Annotated in this window: 12 protein-coding genes; 11 read left to right on the forward strand and 1 reads right to left on the reverse strand. The window is 33.9% G+C overall.

Annotated features, from left to right (window positions below; all coding sequences use genetic code 11):
* Positions 1-30: 30 nt before the first annotated feature.
* The 8 genes from porK to BST83_RS00310 all read left to right on the forward strand — a co-directional run bounded on the left by porK (position 31) and on the right by BST83_RS00310 (position 18,245).
* Positions 31-1,392: a T9SS ring complex lipoprotein PorK/GldK gene (gene porK, locus BST83_RS00270; RefSeq protein ID WP_104808067.1), complete on the forward strand. Its 1,362-nt coding sequence runs from the start codon at positions 31-33 to the stop codon at positions 1,390-1,392.
* A gap of 27 nt (positions 1,393-1,419) precedes the next feature.
* Positions 1,420-2,055: a type IX secretion system motor protein PorL/GldL gene (porL, locus tag BST83_RS00275; protein WP_104808068.1), complete on the forward strand. Its 636-nt coding sequence runs from the start codon at positions 1,420-1,422 to the stop codon at positions 2,053-2,055.
* 42 nt (positions 2,056-2,097) lie between these two features.
* Positions 2,098-3,624 (forward strand): type IX secretion system motor protein PorM/GldM, encoded by a 1,527-nt coding sequence (gene porM, locus BST83_RS00280; RefSeq protein WP_104808069.1) that lies wholly within the window; start codon positions 2,098-2,100, stop codon positions 3,622-3,624.
* Positions 3,625-3,640: 16 nt separating this feature from the next.
* Positions 3,641-4,495, forward strand: coding sequence for a type IX secretion system ring subunit PorN/GldN (gene porN / locus BST83_RS00285; RefSeq protein WP_104808070.1), 855 nt, complete (start codon positions 3,641-3,643; stop codon positions 4,493-4,495).
* Positions 4,496-4,721: 226 nt separating this feature from the next.
* A complete protein-coding gene (locus BST83_RS00290; protein WP_104808071.1) occupies positions 4,722-5,762 on the forward strand; it encodes an NAD(P)/FAD-dependent oxidoreductase in 1,041 nt (346 codons plus the stop codon).
* A gap of 544 nt (positions 5,763-6,306) precedes the next feature.
* Positions 6,307-6,426, forward strand: coding sequence for a hypothetical protein (locus BST83_RS21240; RefSeq protein WP_367889117.1), 120 nt, complete (start codon positions 6,307-6,309; stop codon positions 6,424-6,426).
* 532 nt (positions 6,427-6,958) lie between these two features.
* Positions 6,959-17,233, forward strand: a complete 10,275-nt coding sequence (locus tag BST83_RS00305; protein ID WP_104808073.1) for a PKD domain-containing protein — start codon at positions 6,959-6,961, stop codon at positions 17,231-17,233.
* Positions 17,234-17,240: 7 nt separating this feature from the next.
* Complete coding sequence (locus BST83_RS00310) at positions 17,241-18,245, forward strand: PorP/SprF family type IX secretion system membrane protein (RefSeq protein ID WP_104808074.1); 1,005 nt, start codon at positions 17,241-17,243, stop codon at positions 18,243-18,245.
* Here BST83_RS00310 and BST83_RS00315 read toward each other — a convergent pair.
* Positions 18,242-18,619: a DUF983 domain-containing protein gene (locus BST83_RS00315; RefSeq protein WP_240614576.1), complete on the reverse strand. Its 378-nt coding sequence runs from the start codon at positions 18,617-18,619 to the stop codon at positions 18,242-18,244. The genes BST83_RS00310 and BST83_RS00315 overlap by 4 nt on opposite strands.
* 71 nt (positions 18,620-18,690) lie before the next feature.
* Here BST83_RS00315 and BST83_RS00320 point away from each other — a divergent pair, with 71 nt between their 5' ends.
* From BST83_RS00320 to BST83_RS00330, 3 genes are all read left to right on the forward strand, one after another.
* On the forward strand, positions 18,691-20,607 hold the full coding sequence (locus BST83_RS00320; RefSeq protein ID WP_104808075.1) for an ABC-F family ATP-binding cassette domain-containing protein: 1,917 nt from the start codon (positions 18,691-18,693) through the stop codon (positions 20,605-20,607).
* Positions 20,608-20,755: 148 nt separating this feature from the next.
* Positions 20,756-21,694, forward strand: coding sequence for a 1-aminocyclopropane-1-carboxylate deaminase/D-cysteine desulfhydrase (locus tag BST83_RS00325; protein ID WP_104808076.1), 939 nt, complete (start codon positions 20,756-20,758; stop codon positions 21,692-21,694).
* Positions 21,694-22,527: a glucosaminidase domain-containing protein gene (locus BST83_RS00330; RefSeq protein ID WP_104808077.1), complete on the forward strand. Its 834-nt coding sequence runs from the start codon at positions 21,694-21,696 to the stop codon at positions 22,525-22,527. The genes BST83_RS00325 and BST83_RS00330 overlap by 1 nt, the downstream gene beginning before the upstream one ends.
* The last annotated feature ends 34 nt before the right edge of the window (positions 22,528-22,561 follow it).

Genomic DNA, 22,561 nt, shown 5'->3' on the forward strand with positions numbered 1-22,561 from the left:
ACGAACTTTTAGTAAAGACAAAAATAAAATATGAAGAAAGCAGCAATATTTGCACTTTTAATAGCCGTTTTTTACAGTTGTGGTTCTAATGATAGAGGAGAATTAGTAGGTGTAAAATCTAAGAAAAAATGGTTCGCAGAAAAACCTTACGGAATGGTGTTAATTCCAGGTGGTTCTTTTACAATGGGAAAACAAGATGAAGATATTGTAGGTACTATAAATACGCCCACAAAAACAGTTACTGTGAGTCCTTATTTTATGGATGAAACCGAAATCACAAACAACGAATATAAAGAATTTGTCTTTTGGGTTAGAGATTCTATCGTAAGAACAAAATTAGCTTATCAAGCAGAGTTTGCTGGTTTAGGAGCTACTCCAGATGCAAATGGAAATATACCTTCTGGCGGAATTCAGAATTATAAATTTAAAGATACAGTTGCAAATGCTACACCATATCAAAAATATATGTATGATAACTATTACAGTTTTGATACGATCCAAGCATTAGACTGGAGTGAAGAAATTATTTGGAAAACAGAAGATTTTCCAGATGTGGACTATGTAGAAGTAATGGATACTTTATTTATTAGTAAAGACAATTCTATAGATGGTCTTAGAACTTTTAATACAAAGTATTTAAAATATAAATATTCTTGGTTTGATATAGATAACGCTGCAAGAAAAGGTGGTAATAGAAAAGATTTTGTACAAACAGAAGTTTTGAACGTATATCCAGATACTACAGTTTGGGTTAAAGATTTTAATTATTCTTATAATGACCCGATGCATCAAGATTATTTTTATCATCAATCTTACGGAGATTATCCTGTTGTTGGTGTTACTTGGGGACAAGCGAATGCATTTTGTAATTGGAGAACAAAAAAGAAGAATATTTATTTATTAGGAAAGAAAAATGTAACTCAGGTTCCAGATTTTAGATTGCCTATAGAGGCAGAATGGGAATATGCAGCAAGAGGTGGTTTAGATTTTGCAACCTATCCTTGGGGAACAGGAAGTACTACAAGTGACAGGGGTTGCTTCTTAGCAAACTTTAAACCTGTAAGAGGAAATTATGCAGTAGATGGCGCTTTGTATACAATGGAAGCAAAATCATTTAATGCGAATGATTATGGACTTTATAATATGGCTGGGAACGTTTCTGAATGGACAAATACAGCGTATAATTTATCTTCGTACTACATGGCTTCTACCATGAATCCTAACGTAGAGGATAGAAAAAACAAAAGAAAAATTATTAGAGGAGGTTCTTGGAAAGATGTAGCATATTATTTAGAAGTTGCTTCTAGAGATTATGAATATGCAGATACAGCAAGAAGTTACATTGGTTTTAGAACCGTTCAAAATTACATTGGTACAACAAACAAGAAATAATAAAAAAACAAAATAATTTAAAAGAAAATGGCACAGTCAAGATCATACAAAAAAACAATGAATTTCTTATATGGGATGGGAGCAGCAGTAGTAATTGTTGGCGCTTTATTTAAAATTCAGCATATTACAATTGGGCCACTTACGGGAGGATTAATGTTAACAATTGGGTTATTAGTAGAAGCATTTATTTTTGCAATTTCAGCATTTGATACTCCAGAAGACGAATTTGATTGGACAAAAGTATATCCAGAGTTAAGTCAAGAAGGATTTTCATCAGAAGCTAAATTAGGTACAGATGGTTTATTATCTCAAAAGTTAGATGCTTTATTACAAGAGGCTAAAATAGATTCTACTTTAATGGAAAGTTTAGGAACTAGTATGAAAAATTTTCAAGGAGCTGCAGAGGGATTGTCTGCCGCATCAGAATCTATTTCATCAACAAATAAATACAATGAGCAAGTTTCCTTAGCAGCTGTGCATATGGAATCTTTAAACGGGTTGTATAAAGTTCAAGTAGAAAACTCAAGTAAACAAGAAGCGTTAAATACGGCTGTTGTAGAAAATACAGAAAGATTAAAAGAACAAATGGAATCTTTAGCAAAAAACTTATCTTCTTTAAACGGAGTTTACGGGAATATGCTTTCTGCAATGTCAAGTAAATAATTAGTTAAATAATTTGAATAACCTAAAAACTAATTAGAAAATATGGCTGGAGGAAAAATGTCTGCAAGACAAAAGATGATTAACTTAATGTATCTTGTATTTATTGCTATGTTAGCAATGAATATGAGTAAAGAAGTTTTAAGTGCTTTTGGTTTTATGAATGAAAAGTTAGAAACTAATAATGTTTCAACTACAGAAAAAAATAATCGAGCTTATGAAAATTTAGCAACTAAAGCGGCAGAGCAAGCTGCAAAATTTGATAAGTTAAATAAACAAGCATTACAAATTAAAAAATATTCTTCTGAATTTTATAGTTATTTAGATGATTTAAAGTTAAAAATGACTGCGGACGTAGAAGATAAAAAAGATTACGAATCTATGGATAAAACTGACTTTTTAGATACTCATTTTTTTAAGGGAGATACGTATACAAAAAAAGGACAAGAGTTTTTAGACAAGATCAATGGGTATAGAGAGAATGTAAATGCGGAGTTAGGTGCGGGAAATAAGTTTGAGTCTTTAATAAATAATAGATTTAATACAAACGAAGAAACGGATTCAGATGGTAAAACTGTTGCATGGTTAAAATATAGATATGAAGGTTTTCCTTTAATAGCCTCCATAACAAACTTATCACAAATGCAAGCTGATATTAAGAACTCAGAAAGCGAAATTTTAAATTCTTTGTTAGGTGGAAAATTAGAAGAATCGTTGTCATTAAACAACTATAAAGGGATTGTAGCGCTTGATAAAAACGCATATTTTGCGGGTGAGAAAGTTACTGGTAAAATAGTTTTAGGACGTTATGATGCAACAATGGTTCCTGATAATGTAATCTTGAATGGTCAAAATTATAAGAATATAGAATCTGGTCAAGTAATTATAGATATGCCTGCAGGTACTATTGGTAATCATGACATTAAGGGAAAAATAACCTTTACGCAAGATAGTAAACCGGTTGAGGTTCCTTTTGAGAGTTCTTATTCTGTAATTCCAGAACCCGGCGATGCTGTAGTTTCTGCCGATAAAATGAATGTAGTTTATAGAGGTTTAGATAATCCTATATCGGTGTCTTTGCCTGGCGTAAGTGATAATAACTTAAAGGTTTTAGCAACAGGCGGTAATTTATCTGGTAATAACGGTAAATACAGTATCAAACCAGGTGAAGGAGGTATTGCAACTATTATTGTTAGTGCAACATTAAGTAGTGGTAAAACTGTAAATTCTAAAGCAACTTTTAGAATTAAAGATATACCAGCAGCAATGGGTTCTGTTCGAGATCAATATGGAATCGTTAGAATGCCAAAATCTGGTTTAGCGAATTCACCAATTTCTGCAGGTTTGCCAGATTTTGAGTTCGATTTAAATATTACTGTACAAGGCTTTAAAATTAAAGTGCCTGGAGAGTTAACGATTATTGTTGAAGGAACGACTTTGAGTGCAGCAGCTAAAAAAGTTTTAGACAAAGCACAAAGAGGCGATATTATTAATATCTATGATATTAGAGCAACTGCAAATGGTTATAACCTTAAACAAGTTTTACCGGTAAGTATAGAGTTAACTAATTAGCATTAAAAATTAGATTATGAATAGAAACTTTTTAATATTATTTTTTACTTTTTTAACATCTGGTCTCGTAAATGCGCAAGTTAATTTACTAAATGCAAAATCAGTTGACCAAATTGGTAAAGAAAGCTTGCAACAATTAGCCGCAGATAATGATGGGCCAATTCCTTACGGATATGTAGATGATAGAGATATAATGTGGTCTAAAGTGGTTTGGGAGTTTGTAGATTTAAATCAAAAAATAAATTTACCGTATTATTTTCCAATAGATACTACAAATATTTCCTCTTCAAGAAGGTCATTATTTGATACGTTGTTAAGAGGAATTAAACAAGGTGAAATTAAAGAAGCATATTCAGATTCTTTTTTTACATCAAAAATGACACAAGAAGAAATTAAATCTCGTTTGGTAAATGTACGTACGCAAAATGGATATGAAGATACGTATAGAGTTCAATCACAAGATATTGGAGGATATATGTTAAAAGGGATGTGGTATTTTGACAAGCGTCAAGGAGAGATGAAATACAGATTATTGGCAATAGCGCCAATGGGAAAAGATGTACAAACAATTGGTGCAGAAGGTATTGAAGATGAAAAGTTGTTTGAGTTATTTTGGATTTTCTTTCCAACAGCAAGAGAAACCCTGCATGATTCAAAAGTGTTTAATCCAGACAATGCATCCTATCCAATTTCGTACGATCACTTATTAAATGCTCGAAGGTTTAGCTCGGTAATTGTGAGAGAAGAAAATATTTATGGCAATAGAGCCATCGAAGAGTATGTTCGTGGCAATTCTTTATTCCAGCTTTTAGAGGCAGATAAGATTAAAGAAGACATTAGAAATAGAGAAATTGATATGTGGAGTTATTAATTCGCATTCAAAAATTATCATAAAAACGTTTACGAAAGTAAGCGTTTTTTTTATTTGAAGACATTTCCTGTTTTGACTTTTCGCTTTCTGCAAAAAATCAGAAGAAGAAAAAGAAGGCAAACCTATAGCTCACCTTGGGCTAAAGGAAAGGTTCAAACAGGGCTAAAATTATTTGAAGTTCACAGAAAACTGATAGTTTTAATGAAAACTTAAGTATTTTTGCAACATGAAAGTAGATTATATTATTGTTGGTTTAGGTTTAGCAGGTTTAGCTTTTGCAGAAGAATTACTAGCCGCAAACAAAACTTTTATAGTTTTTGAAGACGATTCCCAAACATCTTCTTTAGTTGCTGGTGGAGTTTATAATCCTGTTATCTTAAAACGATTTACACCAGTTTGGAACGCTAAAGAACAATTAGAAGTGGCGCTTCCTTTTTATCAGAAATTAGAAGAAAAGTTTACTATAAAGTTTGATGAAAAGTTTCTAATCAAAAAAGTCTTTAAATCGATTGAAGATCAAAATAATTGGTTTGAAGCTACGGATAAGCCCTTGTTATCGGCCTATTTAGATCCTAAAATAGACAATCAAAAAAGAAAAGGGGTTATTGCTGATTTTGGTTTCGGAAATGTAAAAGAAGCCGGTAGAATTGATACAAAGCATCTTGTAGAGGTATACAGAGAATATTTAAAAACAGAAAAGAAAATTCAATTTGAAAAGTTTGAACATCAGCAAATAAAGTTCAGAAAAGACCATTTAGAATACAAAGATATTAATACAGATAGAATTGTTTTCTGTGAAGGATTCGGAATGACTAAAAATCTATTTTTTAATTATTTGCCTTTAAATGAGGTGAAAGGGGAATTGATTATAATTCACGCTCCGCAGTTAGAAATCGACTTTTTAATAAAATCAACCTTATTTGTGCTTCCTTTAGGAGATCATTTATATAAAGTAGGTGCAACCTTTAATTGGAGTGATAAAACTTCAAATCCATCCGAAGAAGGAAAAAGCGAATTGGTTGAAAAATTGAAAAAAGTACTTAATGTTCCGTATAAAATTATAGAACAAACTGCAGGAATAAGGCCAACGGTTAGAGATAGAAGGCCATTAGTAGGTATGCATCCGGCATACAATAGGCTGGCTATTTTGAATGGTTTAGGAACACGAGGAGTTATGATTGCACCAACGGTAGCCAAACAACTTTTTAACAATTTAGAAAATGATAAAAAATTAGATTCAGAAATTGATATTAAAAGGTTTGAATAAAGTTCTTCTTTTTGACCTTCTTTTTCAAACTCAATAAACATATTTATCCAAAGTACTCTAGATAGTCGAAGTGTTGAAATAAAATCTAATTATTTATCAGTAGATTTTATTATTTATAAAAATTGCAGTTTAATGAAAAAAGTACTTATAATTATTTTGTTATTTCTTATTCAAATAGTGTACCGCCAAGAATCAGGGTGTTCTGTAGATTGTGAAAATAGGGATGGCATTTGGATAGATAACAATGGAAATAGGTATGAAAGTAATTTGGAAAACGTTACGGAGAGTTTACCTACTTTTATAAAGATGGCGACAAGTTTGTAGGAATGGTAATTAATGATACAATTCATGGGCAAGGAGTATTCGAAACAATAAACAACAAACTGTCTGGTCAGTTAAAGCGGCTATACAATAAAAATAACAGTATCGTATTATTTTAGTTGGTAAAGGGGTTAAATACAGTAAAAAACACAAATATACATATACCGGTAATTTCAGGAATAACCTGTTAAATGGTAACGGAGAAATTAACTACGATAGTACAATCTATAAAGGTTATTTTGTAGATGATAAAATTGAAGGAAAAGGAGTTTTTTATTACAAAGGAGGAGATCGATGGGAAGGTGCTTTTAAAAATGATGAAAAAAATGGCTACGGAATATGATATACTTTTCAAGGAGGTAAGCTTAGAGTTAGGTGGATAAATGGTATTGTTAGTGATGGCTCTGGCTCTAATTTAACAAATGATATTCCTTTAATAACTAATATTGCTGGCGCTTAGTCATAAAACTTCTTTTCAGAACATTTATTATTAAAATTATATAACATTTATTTAAATTATATAACATTTTATATAAAATTATTCACTTCTATTTGTATATTTAGTTTTTCTAAAAGGGAAAAAATTGCTTATTTTCGCGTAAGATTAGTAAAGATTAGAGAAATTATAAATAAAGATGCAAGTTTTATAGATGCTAGTGGAGCAAAGAATAGTGCTATTATTTGCGTAACAGCTAAAATAAAAATTGTCCCCTACACTATTAATGATGTTATTTGTGTTGTAAACCCCGGAGCTTCTAATTCCTCTAATTAATTAGGTATTAGTGCAATTAGAAAATTAGGAAATAATTTTGAAATAAATTTTCAAAAAAACAGTTTATAGGGTTCGTGCGTAAAATTAATTAACAGAATTTATTGTGAAAAAAATAATTAGAACACCATCAAAGCATTTCATTTATATATTATTTTTTGTCTTTGGATTTTTAACAAGTTTTAAGGGGAGTGCTCAAATTACAATATCTAGTGTTGTCGTAAATTCATGCACTGGCAGTATTACTGTAACAGTAGGTGGAGGTGACGGAAATTATGGGTATAAATGGTTTAAAGAGAATCAAGAGCCTCCTCCAAATAATTGGGACCCGCTAATTGATGATGATTGGTTCATAAACGATCAAGCACCAGGAAGGTATAGAGTTATTGTAACTGATGCAAACGATGAGGTAGAAGGAGTTTATGATATTTCTGAGTCTGTTGACTTAATTGTTACAGAAATATTCTCAGGATTAGTCTGTCCAGAAGATCTTAATTCGGGAGTAATTATTTTGCGGTTTCGTAACGGATTTCCCCCTTATACATGGACTCTTGCGGGAAGCACTGAACGTGCTGGAATATTTACCCCTACAGATACACCTTATTACCTGTCTATAGATAATATTCCTGTCGGAAATTACACTTTTGCTTGGACGGATGATTTTGGGTGTTCGGGAACAGAAGAAATCACAGTCTCTGCCCCTCCAATAACTGAATTAACAATCAATACAACTACTGATGTACTTTGTTTTGGAGATAGTAATGGAGGAATAAATATAAGCCTAACAGGTGGATGGGGCCCTAATTATGCAATAAATATAGTATCAGATGGACAGGCACCACAACCGATAGAAAACTTTACAAATATTGGAGATGGAACAAGTTATACTATTAATAACCTTGCTGCTGGTACTTATCAAATATATTATTATGATAAATTAGCAAATCCGCCTCTTACAACTACCTATGGTCTAGATGTTAGCAATTATAATTGTGCAAAATCTAAAACATTTACGATTAATACACCTTTAGAACTAATAAGCACTCCTACTGGTGAGCTGCTTTCTTGCTTTGGAGATACTGATGGAAACATAACAGGTACAATAACAGGAGGAACTGCTCCTTATAGTATAACACTTGATGGCACAGCGACTCAAATTACAGTAATTGCTGATGGCGACAGTTTTAATTTTTCAGGATTAAGTGCTGGAACGTATGATTTCACAATTACTGATGCTGTTAATTGTTCTATTACTGCACAGGCATTAATCACGCAGCCAGACGAACTAATTACAGGTTTTGTTTCTAAACAAGATGTTTCTTGTAATGCAGGTACTGACGGAAATAGTATGGTCTCAGTAACTGGCGGAACCGCTCCTTATATTTTTAAAGTTGATGGGGTACTTGTTACGCCTACTTTAGCTAGCGGTGATAATTACACGATTGGAAACTTATCGGCAGGGACTTATAACATTACCATTACCGATCAAAATAACTGTACTGCTTCAACAGTCATCACACAAACGATCAAAGAACCAAGTTCTTTAGCAGTTGCTGCTTCAGGAGAGACGCTTACGTGTTTTGGGGATTCTGATGGGAATATTACAGGAAGTATATCAGGAGGAACCGCACCATATAATATTACTCTTATGGAAACCGGAGTTCAGTTTACAGGAATTATTGATGGAGGCGCTTTTGATTTTTCAGGATTAAGTGCAGGAACTTATAATTTCACCATCACTGATGCTAAGGATTGTACAACCACAGTGCAAGAAACTATTAATACCCCTTTAGAGTTAATAAGTACTCCTGCTGGTGAGTTGCTTTCTTGCTTTGGAGCTACTGATGGAAACGTAACAGGTACAATTACAGGAGGAACCGCACCATATACTATTAAACTTGATGGCACAGCGACTCAAATTACAGGAATTGCTGATGGCGGCAGTTTTGATTTTTCAGAATTAAGTGTAGGAACGTATAATTTCACCATTACTGATGCTGTTGGTTGTATTGATACTGCACAAGCAGCAATTACTCAGCCAGACGAACTAATTACAGATTTTGTTTCTAAACAAGACGTTTCTTGTAATACAGGTACTGACGGGAATATTATTGTCTCAGTAACCGGCGGGACCGCTGCTTATATTTTTAAAGTTGATGGGGTACTTGTTACTCCTACTTTAGCTAGTGGTACTAATTACACGATTGGAAACTTATCGGCAGGGACTTATAACATTACCATTACCGATCAAAATGACTGTACTGCTACAACAGATATCGAACAAACGATCACAGAACCTGCTGAAATAAGTTTATCACTGGTTTCTTTTGAGAACTTATCTTGCTTCAATTCAGGAAATGGATCCATTACAGTAGGAGTTACAGGAGGAACTTTAAGCACTACCCCAGGAGCGCCAAACTATATTTTTACACTTACAGGACCCAGTGCTGTTATAGCGCAAGATAATGGAGGTGGAACATGGACATTCGGTTCTTTAGATGAAGGTACATATACAATCAGTGTAACGGATCAAAATAATTGTATTTCTAACCCAGCACAAATTACTCAGGAACTTACACAGCCTTTAGCGATTAATTTCACAGCCTTAGAGCAAGATATTAGTTGTAATGGAACTGAAGACGGAAGTATTGATATTATTGTAACAGGAGGAACGATTCCGTATACTTATTTGTGGACAAGTCCAAATGGTTTTAACGCAACCACCCAAGATATTAGTGCATTAGCACCTGGAGAGTATAGCATAACGGTAATCGATGATAATGGATGTACTGTTGAAGAGACCTATACCATTGAAGAACCCGATGTACTTGGTGTATTAGGAGATCCTTTTGATTACTCTGGATATGGAGTATCAGGAAACGGTTTGAGTGATGGAATTATTGATATTACTGTAACTGGAGGAACGACTCCATACACATACTCTTGGACAAGTCTAAACGGAACAATCCCTGTTGGTCAAGAAACGCAACAAAACCTCAGCAATCTTAACGCGGGAACGTATACCTTACTAATTACCGATAAAAATGGCTGTACAATTACTAAAACTTGGGAAATTACAGAACCTTTTGAACTACTGATTAACGAGAATCCAGCTTCTCATGTAGATGTTTTGTGTTTTGGAGAAAACACAGGTGTTATAAAAGTTGTTGTAACACAACAATCCGTTGGTCCTTATGATTATGCGATTACCGATAGTTCAGGGGTTGAGGTAGAACGAGTGACTGACCAAAACGCAGTTAGCTATGTGTTTGATGATTTACTAGCAGACACGTATACTGTAACGGTAACCGATGCAAATGGAATTAGTAAGTCTATCAATAACATTATAATTGCACAGCCTTTAAGTTTGTTAGAAATTTCTAGTGAGATCATTTCAGATTTTAATGGATTTGGTATTAGTTGTAATGGAGCTGCTGATGGGAGTATTGACATCACTGTAAGTGGAGGTACGACTCCGTACACATATGTGTGGGAAGGTCCAAATGGTTTTAGTGCAACAAGCCAAGATATTAGTGCATTATCTCCTGGAGATTATACCATAACGGTAACCGATGCAAATGGATGTATTACTTCTCCAGAAACCTATACGATTACAGAACCCGATGTACTTGGTTTAGCAGGAGACCTTTCAGATTATAATGGATTTGGAGTCACAGGAAACGGTTTGAGTGATGGAATTATTGACATTACTGTAACTGGAGGCGCTATTCCATATAGTTACTCTTGGGCAAGTCTTGATGGATCCATCCCTGTTGGTCAAGAAACGCAACAAAACCTTAGCAATCTTAATGCGGGAACGTATACGGTACAAATTACCGATACAAATGGCTGTACAATTACCGATACTTGGATAATTACGGAACCTCAAGAACTACTAATTTTGGAGGAAATAGCTTCTCATGTAGATGTTTTGTGTTTTGGAGAAAACACAGGTGTTATAAAAGTTGTTGTAGACCAAGGATCTGTTGCACCTTATGATTATGCTATTACCAATAGTTTGGGAGTTGAGGTAGAACGAGTGACTGACCAAAACGCAGTTAGCTATGTGTTTGATGAGTTACTAGCGGACACGTATACTGTAACGGTAACCGATGCAAATGAAATTAGTAAGTCTATCAATAACATTATAATTGCACAGCCTGCAGCTATTTTAAGCATAGATACAGTAGATCTATCACTAAACAATGGGTTTAATATTTCCTGTAATGGAGCTGCTGATGGGAGTATTGACATCACTGTAAGTGGAGGTACGACTCCGTACACATATGTGTGGGAAGGTCCAAGTGGTTTTAATGAAACAACGCAAAACATTAGTGCATTATCTCCTGGAGATTATACCATAACGGTAACCGATGCAAATGGATGTATTACTTCTCCAGAAACCTATACGATTACAGAACCCGATGTACTTGGTTTAGCAGGAGACCTTTCAGATTATAATGGATTTGGAGTCACAGGAAACGGTTTGAGTGATGGAATTATTGACATTACTGTAACTGGAGGCGCTATTCCATATAGTTACTCTTGGGCAAGTCTTGATGGATCCATCCCTGTTGGTCAAGAAACGCAACAAAACCTTAGCAATCTTAATGCGGGAACGTATACGGTACAAATTACCGATACAAATGGCTGTACAATTACCGATACTTGGATAATTACGGAACCTCAAGAACTACTAATTTTGGAGGAAATAGCTTCTCATGTAGATGTTTTGTGTTTTGGAGAAAACACAGGTGTTATAAAAGTTGTTGTAGACCAAGGATCTGTTGCACCTTATGATTATGCTATTACCAATAGTTTGGGAGTTGAGGTAGAACGAGTGACTGACCAAAACGCAGTTAGCTATGTGTTTGATGAGTTACTAGCGGACACGTATACTGTAACGGTAACCGATGCAAATGAAATTAGTAAGTCTATCAATAACATTATAATTGCACAGCCTGCAGCTATTTTAAGCATAGATACAGTAGATCTATCACTAAACAATGGGTTTAATATTTCCTGTAATGGAGCTGCTGATGGGAGTATTGACATCACTGTAAGTGGAGGTACGACTCCGTACACATATGTGTGGGAAGGTCCAAATGGTTTTAGTGCAACAAGCCAAGATATTAGTGCATTATCTCCTGGAGATTATACCATAACGGTAACCGATGCAAATGGATGTATTACTTCTCCAGAAACCTATACGATTACAGAACCCGATGTACTTGTTTTAGGAGGTGTTCTTTCAAATTACAATGGATTTGGAGTGTCAGGAAACGGTTTAAGTGATGGAAGTATTGACATTACTGTAACTGGAGGAACGACTGAGTACACCTACTCTTGGACAAGCTCAGATGGAATAATCCCTTCTGGACAAGAAACTCAAGAAGACCTTACAGGTCTTAATGCGGGAACGTATACGGTTCTAATTAAAGATGCAAATGACTGTACAATTACCAAAACTTGGGAAATTACAGAACCACAAGAACTACTAATTTCGGAGGAAACAGCTTCTCATGTTGATGTTTTGTGTTTTGGAGAAAACACAGGTGTTATAGAAGTTGTTGTAGACCAAGGATCTGTTGCACCTTATGATTATGCTATTACCAATAGTTTGGGAGTTGAGGTAGAACGAGTGACTGACCAAAACGCAGTTAGCTATGTGTTTGATGAGTTACTAGCAGACACGTATACTGCAACGGTAACCGATGCAAATGGAATTAGTAAGTCTATCAATAACATTATAATTGCACAGCCTTTAAGTTTGTTAGAAATTTCTAGTGAGATCATTTCAGATTTTAACGGATTTGGTATTAGTTGTAATGGAGCTTCTGACGGAAGTATTGATATTACTGTAAGTGGTGGAGCAGCAGGCTACACCTATGCATGGACAAGTCCAAATGGTTTTAATGCAACCACCCAAGATATTAGTGCATTTGCACCTGGAGCGTATAGCATAACAGTAACCGATGCAAATGGATGTAGTACTTCTCCAGAAACCTATACGATTACAGAACCTACTGCACTTGTTTTAGGAGGTGTTCTTTCAAATTATAATGGATTTGGAGTGTCAGGAAACGGTTTAAGTGATGGACGTATTGACATTACTGTAGCGGGAGGAACGACTCTATACACATACTCTTGGACAAGTCTAAACGGAACAATACCTGTTGGGCAAGAAACTCAAGAAGACCTTACAGGTCTTAATGCGGGAACGTATACGGTTCTAATTAAAGATGCAAATGACTGTACAATTACTAAAACTTGGGAAATTACAGAACCACAAGAACTACTAATTTCGGAGGAAATAGCTTCTCATGTAGATGTTTTGTGTTTTGGAGAAAACACAGGTGTTATAAAAGTTGTTGTAGACCAAGGATCTGTTGCCCCTTATGAGTATACAATTACCGATAGTTCAGGGGTTGAGGTAGAACGAGTGACTGACCAAAACGCAGTTAGCTATGTGTTTGATGAGTTACTAGCAGACACGTATACTGTAACGGTAACCGATGCAAATGGAATTAGTAAGTCTATCAATAACATTATAATTGCACAGCCTTTAAGTTTGTTAGAAATTTCTAGTGAGATCATTTCAGATTTTAATGGATTTGGTATTAGTTGTAATGGAGCTGCTGACGGAAGTATTAATATCACTGTAAGTGGTGGAGCACCAGGGTACACCTATGCATGGACAGGTCCAAATGGTTTTAGTGCAACAAGCCAAGATATTAGTGCATTAGCACCTGGAGCGTATAGGATAACAGTAACCGATGCAAATGGATGTAGTACTTCTCCAGAAACGTATACTATTACGGAGCCTACTGCACTTGTTTTAGGAGGTGTTCTTTCAAATTACAATGGATTTGGAGTGTCAGGAAACGGTTTAAGTGATGGACGTATTGACATTACTGTAACTGGAGGAACGACTGAGTACACCTACTCTTGGACAAGCTCAGATGGAATAATCCCTTCTGGACAAGAAACTCAAGAAGACCTTACAGGTCTTAATGCGGGAACGTATACGGTTCTAATTAAAGATGCAAATGACTGTACAATTACCAAAACTTGGGAAATTACAGAACCACAAGAACTACTAATTTCGGAGGAAACAGCTTCTCATGTTGATGTTTTGTGTTTTGGAGAAAACACAGGTGTTATAGAAGTTGTTGTAGACCAAGGATCCGTTGCACCTTATGATTATGCTATTACCAATAGTTTGGGAGTTGAGGTAGAACGAGTGACTGACCAAAACGCAGTTAGCTATGTGTTTGATGAGTTACGAGCAGACACGTATACTGTAACGGTAACCGATGCAAATGGAATTAGTAAGTCTATCAATAATATTATAATTACACAACCTGCAGCTATTTTAAGCATAGATACAGTAGATCTATCGCTAAACAATGGGTTTAATATTTCCTGTAATGGTGCTGCTGATGGGAGTATTGACATCACTGTAAGTGGAGGTACGACTCCGTGCACATATGTGTGGGAAGGTCCAAGTGGTTTTAATGAAACAACGCAAAACATTAGTGCATTAGCACCTGGAGCGTATACCATAACAGTAACCGATGCAAATGGATGTAGTACTTCTCCAGAAACGTATACTATTACGGAGCCTACTGCACTTGTTTTAGGAGGTGTTCTTTCAAATTACAATGGATTTGGAGTGTCAGGAAACGGTTTAAGTGATGGAAGTATTGATATTACTGTAAATGGAGGAACGACACCGTATAACTACTCTTGGACAAGCTTAGATGGATCCATCCCTTCTGGACAAGAAACGCAACAAAACCTTAGCAATCTTAATGCGGGAACGTATACAGTGCAAATTACCGATACAAATGGCTGTACAATTGCGGATAGTTGGACAATTACGGAGCCTAATGAACTCGTAATTTCGGAGGAAACAGCTTCTCATGTTGATGTTTTGTGTTTTGGAGAAAACAAAGGTGTTATAGAAGTTGTTGTAGACCAAGGATCCGTTGCTCCTTATGATTACAAGATTACCAACAGTTTGGGAGTTGTTGTAGAACAAGTAAATGCTCAAACGGCGCTTAACTATGTATTTGATGTATTGTTTGCAGACACTTATACTGTAACGGTAACCGATGCAAATGGAATTAGTAAGTCTATCAATAACATTATAATTACAGAGCCTTTAAGTTTGTTAGAAATTTCTAGTGAGATCATTTCAGATTTTAACGGATTTGGTATTAGTTGTAATGGAGCTTCTGACGGAAGTATTGATATTACTGTAAGTGGTGGAGCAGCAGGCTACACCTATGCATGGACAAGTCCAAATGGTTTTAATGCAACCACCCAAGATATTAGTGCATTAGCACCTGGAGAATATACCATAACAGTAACCGATGCAAATGGATGTAGTACTTCTCCAGAAACGTATACCATTACGGAGCCTGATGAAATAATAATCAACACCACCCTGCTTCAGGATGTACAATGTTTTGAAAACAGTGATGGCAAAATTGAAATTACAATTACGGGAGGAACTGGGGATTTTACATATAATTGGACTAAAAACAGCACTCCTTACGCAACAACTAAAAATCTCGCGGGGCTTTCCCCTGGAGAATATGTATTAATTGTTCAAGAAGATGGCAATGCACAGTGTTATAGAACGAAAACCTTTACCATTACGCAACCTGATTTATTAGAAATTGCTTTTGAAAGTAAAACAGATATTCTTTGTTATGGCGATTCAACTGGTAGTGCTCAAATTTCTGTTACAGGAGGTACGAGTCCTTATCAATATTCTTGGATGGAAGCTAGCGGAGCAACATACAATACACAAGATTTAGTAGGGGTTCCAGCCGGAGATTATCAGCTTACAGTAATCGACGCCTTAGGATGTAGCGATACGTTTAATGTAATTTTGAACGAGCCTGATAATATAGTATTAAACGAAAGTAAAACTGACATTACTTGTTTCGGATCCAATGATGGAACAATAAGCATCGCTGTAACTGGAGGCGTTTCGCCTTATACGTATGTCTGGAGTGATTTAGGAAGCGGCCCTTTGAGAAGAGACTTGGCTCCCGGTATTTATGACGTTACAGTTACAGACAGTAATAACTGTCAAAAAATGGTACAATTTGAGATAATTGAAGCACCGCTATTTAAGATCGACCCAATAACAACTCATATTTCTTGTTTTGGAGCAACAGACGGCTCAATTGACTTAAATTTAGTTGGAGGTATAGCTCCTTTAAATATTACTTGGGGTGATGGCAATAGTGCAGGACTTATCCGAAACAATTTGTCTGCAGGCTCTTACAGTGTTTTTATTGAAGATGCAGTAGGATGTTCAATTGCAAAGAACTTCTCTATTATTGAACCTAATGAAATTGTATTAGATGCTGTTGTTATTAATGCTATTGATTGTACAGACCCAAATAGTGGTAGTATAGACCTACAAGTTGTTGGAGGAACAGCTCCATTTATATTTCTATGGAGTAATGGATCTACTACCGAGGATTTACAAAATATTGGAGCTAATAATTATACGGTGACTGTTACAGATAGTCGTGGTTGTGAAGAACAAAAAACAGTTGTAGTTACGCGTCAAACATCCTTAGTTTTAAGTTTAAACACTAGTATTATTCCTGATTGTATAAATAAAACGGTAACACAACGAAATGAACTAGAAGTTACTGGTGGTGTTGCACCTTATAGTGTTAGTTGGTCTAATGGCATGGTAAGTGGTGCTAATAGTGAAATTATGGAGACCACACAAAATGGCACTGTTATAGTTGAAGTGATCGATAGTTTGGGATGTACAGAGCAGTTGGTTTTTGATATCAACCTATTTATATTAGGAGACCCTAGTTTTAATTATAGTTCCTTTGCGAACACTAACTACGGAATACTATCTATAGAAGATCCAATTACATTTAATAGCACGTCTACAGGAGATATTCTGACTTACCTTTGGTCTTTTGGTGACGGAAATACCTCAACAGATAAAGACCCTATTCATACATATGTAGCTGAAGGGACATATGAAGTAACTTTAACCGTTCAATATCCATACGGATGTTCTTATGTAGATACGATGACAGTAAATATTGGGAAAGGGTATGATATTGTAATACCAAATGCTTTTACACCTAATGATGATGGGTTAAATGATGTAATTAGACCTGTTTATATTGGTATGATTGATGTAGAGATGAGTATTTATAGTACTTGGGAAGGGTTGATTTATTTTGAAAAGGGACTCGAGTTAAACGGGTGGAATGGGACTATAAAGAATAGTTTAGCTGAAAATGGGAATTATATAATAAAAGTTAAGGCAACCACTTTTTATGGATTAGTATTAAGTTTTAATAGACCTATAACTTTAATAAAATAAGTTTGAAATGCGACAAGTTATTATTTTTATATTTTTAGTATTTACGAAATCCACATATGCCCAAGATCCTATATTTACGCAAGCATTTGCAATTCCTGAAACACTAAACACAGGGTTTACTGGAGCGATAGAAGGCACAAAAGCAGGAATGATTCATAGAACACAGTGGCCAGGGATAGATTTTGGTATCACCACTCAATTTGCTTTTGTTGACACGTGGTTTGATGAGTTTAATAGTGGTATAGGAATAAGTATTTTGAATCATAAAGAAACAAAATCAAGATATACTTTTACACAACTTAATTTAAATTATGCACTTGCTTTTCAAATAAGTAATGCATGGTATTTTAGACCGAGTGTTTCAGTCGGAATAGGGTCAAAGGATTATGGTTTTCAAAATTTGCTTTTAGAGGATCAAATTAATATTCCTAATGGAATTATAAATACCTCAAGTATGGATCCTATATTATTAAACCAGCAGAATTTATTTGTTGATTTATCTACATCACTGCTGCTTAATAATGAGCATTCATGGATAGGGCTTACTTTGAGACATTTAAATAAACCGAATATTTCAATGACACATAATGGGGAAACCTCATTAGGAATTTTTTTATCTGTACATGGTTTAATAGAGATCCCGTTATCTTATTTTTCTGTAGGTAATCAAAACAGCATCTATCTTTTTTCGAATTTCATGAAGCAAGATAAATATGTTAGATTTGATTTTGGATCCCAGTATGTTTTTAATGAATTTTCTATTGGAGTATCTATAGCTACAAATCCAGTTAAAAATGAGTATAATGATTCTTTGGTAACATCTGTAAATCCGTTTATAGGATTCAAATGGGAAGGTTGGAAATTCAATTATTCATATGGTGTTAATACAAGTAAAATTGGGCAAACAGGAGGAGTATATGAATTGTCAATTACACATGAGTTTTCAGAAAATGGATTTGGAAATAAAGGAAAATATAGAGGAAGAAGATTGAAATGCCCTACATTTTTCTAATTAAATTCCTCAAAAGAGACAAACATGTTTATCCAAATAATTCTAGATAAACGCAAATTTATTGGCGCTAAAACAACTAATGCTACAAAAACGCTAAAAAATGATTGTAATAAATTTAGTTGAAAAGCGAGTGTGGTTATTAAAAAAACAACAATAGAGATTCCAACCGTAATTCCGTAGTTTACATACATAGCTCCATAAAAAAACGAAGGTTCTAGCATGTATTTTAGATTACAATTAGGGCAATGATCATGAATTTTGCTAACTTTTAAAGGATTAAAAGTAAACCCATACTTAAAAAAATCGCCTTCTTGGCATTTTGGGCATTTACCTTTAGAAATGCTGTATAATTTTGTTCCTTTTTTAAACATCATAAAATTAAAAATTTATACTTTTGCAAAGATAAATTTTTATCAATCTAACTTAGTAACATTTATAGCATTTAATGTTAAACGTACACAATTTAACAGTTTCTTTTATGGGAACTGAATTATTTTCAGGAATCACTTTTAAACTAAATAAAGGTGATAGAATAGGCTTAATAGGTAAAAACGGTGCAGGGAAATCTACGCTTCTAAAAGTGCTTTCTAAAGATATAGAAAGTAGCGGAACAATGGCTTTTGATAAAGACGTTAAAATTGGTTTTTTAAGACAAGATATAGATTTTGTTGAAGGAAGAACTATTTTAGAAGAGGCTTACCAAGCTTTTGTAGAGATTAAAGAAATTGAGGTTTTACTCGATGAAATAAATGAGCAATTAATTACAAGAACCGATTACGAAAGTGACGGTTATAGTCAATTAATTCATGATTTAACGGATAACACAGAACGTTATGAATTGCTTGGAGGTTATAATTATCAAGGAGACACCGAGAAAATTTTACAAGGTTTAGGTTTTCAAAGAGACGATTTTGATAAATTGACAGATACTTTTTCTGGTGGATGGAGAATGCGTATCGAGTTGGCAAAATTATTATTGCAAAATAATGATATTCTATTATTAGATGAGCCTACAAATCACTTGGATATTGAGTCTATTATCTGGTTAGAGAATTTCTTAAGATCTTATTCAGGAGCAATTGTATTGGTTTCTCACGATAAGATGTTTTTAGATAATGTAACGAACAGAACTATTGAAATTTCTTTAGGTCAGATTTACGATTATAAAAAACCATATTCTCAATTCCTATTATTAAGAGGAGAGATTAAAGAAAAACAGTTACAAGCTCAGAAAAATCAAGAGAAAGAAATTAAGCAAAAACAGTTTTTAATTAATAAATTTAAGGCAAAAGCGAGTAAAGCATCGATGGCACAATCTTTAATGAAACAACTTGATAAAGTTGAGTTGATTGAAGTGGATCAAGATGACAATCAAGCAATGAATATTCGTTTTGCAATTTCTAAAGAACCGGGAAGAATTATTGTTGAAGCAGAAAATCTATCTAAAAGTTATGGTGATAAACATGTTTTAGAAAACGTAGATTTACTAATAGAGAGAAATAGTAAGATTGCTTTTGTTGGTCAAAATGGTCAAGGAAAATCTACTTTGGCTAAAATGATGGTTGGTGAAATTCCGTTTAAAGGCCATTTAAAACTTGGGCATAATGTGGAACTTGGTTATTTTGCACAAAATCAATCAGAAGAATTACCACCAGAAAAAACCGTTTTAGAAATTATGGAAGACGCCGCAACTGATGGAAACAGAATGCGTGTTAGAGATATGCTTGGATCCTTTTTATTTGGTGGAGATACTGTAGATAAAAAAGCAAAAGTACTTTCTGGAGGAGAAAGAAATAGACTTGCTTTGTGTAAATTATTGTTGCAGCCATTTAACGTTTTGATAATGGATGAGCCAACAAATCACTTAGATATTGCCTCTAAAAACGTACTAAAAGAAGCTTTAAAGCAATTTAGCGGAACATTAATCTTAGTTTCTCACGATAGAGATTTTTTACAAGGATTAACTTCGACTGTTTATGGTTTTAAAGATAAAATTATAAAAGAATATTTAGGTGATATCGATTATTTCTTAGATCAGCATAAAATTGAAAATCTACGTGAAGCTGAAAAAAGAACAGTTGTAAAAGTAGAAAAATCAAGCGCTAAAGTTGAAGCAGATCAGCTTTCAAAAGAAGAAGAGAAAGAGTTGAAAAAACTAAATAACAGACTTTCTAAAATAGAATCAGAAATAGCTGATTTCGAGTCAGAAATTGTGAAAATCGATTTAGAATTGGCTAAAAACTATGACGAAGTTTCTTCTAGGCCTAACTTCTTTGAAAAATATAAAGCTAAAAAAGCAAAAATAGATAGCTTGATGGAAGAATGGGAAAAAGTGGAAGCAGAAGTAGCTGTATTTTCTTAGATTCTTCTATTTCTGATTAGGCAGAAATTTAATTGCAGTAAAATGCATTGCTTTTAAGTACCTGTAAAGAATCTGTTTTTTAATTTTATAGTTATTTCGTTTTTAATAAGAAAAACCCTGTTTCCTGTTTTTGCAGGAATGATACATAATGAACTTCGATTCTCAAATAGAAACACAAAATCAACAAGTTTTTCTTCCAATTTTGGAAGAAAAGAAAGTAGAACTCTTTATAAAAAGAGAAGATTTAATTCATCCTTATATTTCGGGTAATAAATTTAGAAAATTAAAATATAACCTAGAAGAAGCTAAAAAGCTTAAAAAGAAATCGCTACTTACTTTTGGTGGCGCTTTTTCTAATCATATTGTGGCAACTGCAGTTGCAGGTGAAATAGCTGGTTTTAAAACTTTTGCAATTATTAGAGGAGAAGAATTAGGATTAAATCTTACGAAAACATTAGAAGAAAATGCTACGCTGAGAAAGGCACATGAAAGCGGAATGAAATTCCATTTTGTTTCTAGAGAAGTATACAGACAAAAAGCTTCGTTTGGTTTTATTGAAAAAATGAAAAATAAATGGGGCGATTTTTATTTAATTCCGGAGGGAGGAACTAATATTTTTGGGGTACAAGGTTGCCAAGAAATTTTAACAAATGAGGATAAAAAATTTGATTTTATTTGTTGCTCAGTTGGCACAGGAGGTACTATTTCTGGATTGATAAATGCATCAAAAAAACATCAAAAGATTGTTGGTTTTCCTGCTTTAAAAGGAAATTTTTTATCCGAAGAAATAAAAAAATATACAATTAAAAAGAATAAGTGGCGTTTACTAAAAAACTATGATTTTGGTGGTTATGCCAAAAATAATGAAGAGTTGATAGCTTTTATCAATAGTTTTAAAAAAGAAACCGATATTTTATTAGATCCTGTTTATACAGGAAAAATGTTATTCGGTATTTTAGATTTAGTCAAAAATGATTCTTTTGAAGAAAACAGTAAAATATTAGCGATTCATACTGGTGGAATTCAAGGGATTGAAGGCGTGAATCAGAAATTAAAGGAAAAGAATAAAGAAATTATACAATTATAATGAAGCTAAAAATTTTACTTGGTTGCTTGTTGCTATTGATGCTGTCTAATTGTGGATCTAGCAGGAAGACAGTTAAAGGTAAGGTTAAAGTAGTTCATAAACAGAAAGGAGCAAAAATTGAGAATTTACCAGATGTAAATCAGAATGCACACATAGAAAGGTTAGAAGAAGGCTCAAAAAGATTAAATGAATTTTCATTAGAGTATATTAAAAAATATGCGGCAATTGCTGTTAGAGAGATGCATTTACATAGCATACCAGCAAGTATAACTTTAGCTCAAGGCGTGCTTGAATCAGGTTCAGGACGAAGTGAGCTTGCTTCTAAATCTAATAATCATTTCGGAATAAAATGTCATACTGGGTGGGAAGGAAAAAAAGTATTTCATGATGATGATGAAAAAGGAGAATGTTTTAGAAAATACAAATACGTATCTTCCTCTTTTAAAGATCATTCACTTTTTTTAGTTCACAGAAGTCGTTACCGTTTTTTATTTTCTTACGGAGTTACAGATTATAAAAATTGGGCACACGGTTTAAGAAAAGCAGGTTATGCAACTGATCCACAGTACCCTGCAAAATTGATTTCGATCATAGATGATTATCAATTGCATGAATTTGATCGGGTAAAAAAAGATGGTTTTACTTATAAAAGTACCAATGAAGAAGGCGAAGAAAATAACCATGAAGAAGTAAATTATTATACCGTACAAAAAGGCGATACTTTATACTCAATTTCTAGAAAATTTAAAATAACAGTAAGTGTTTTGAAAGAATTAAATGGTTTAATAGGTAACGATTTGTCCATTGATCAAAAATTAGTGATCAATTATTAAAAGCGTTTTTAATTCTTTAAAAATTGCGTTAATA

It is taken from the genome of Polaribacter filamentus, from assembly GCF_002943715.1.
Lineage (GTDB): Bacteria > Bacteroidota > Bacteroidia > Flavobacteriales > Flavobacteriaceae > Polaribacter > Polaribacter filamentus.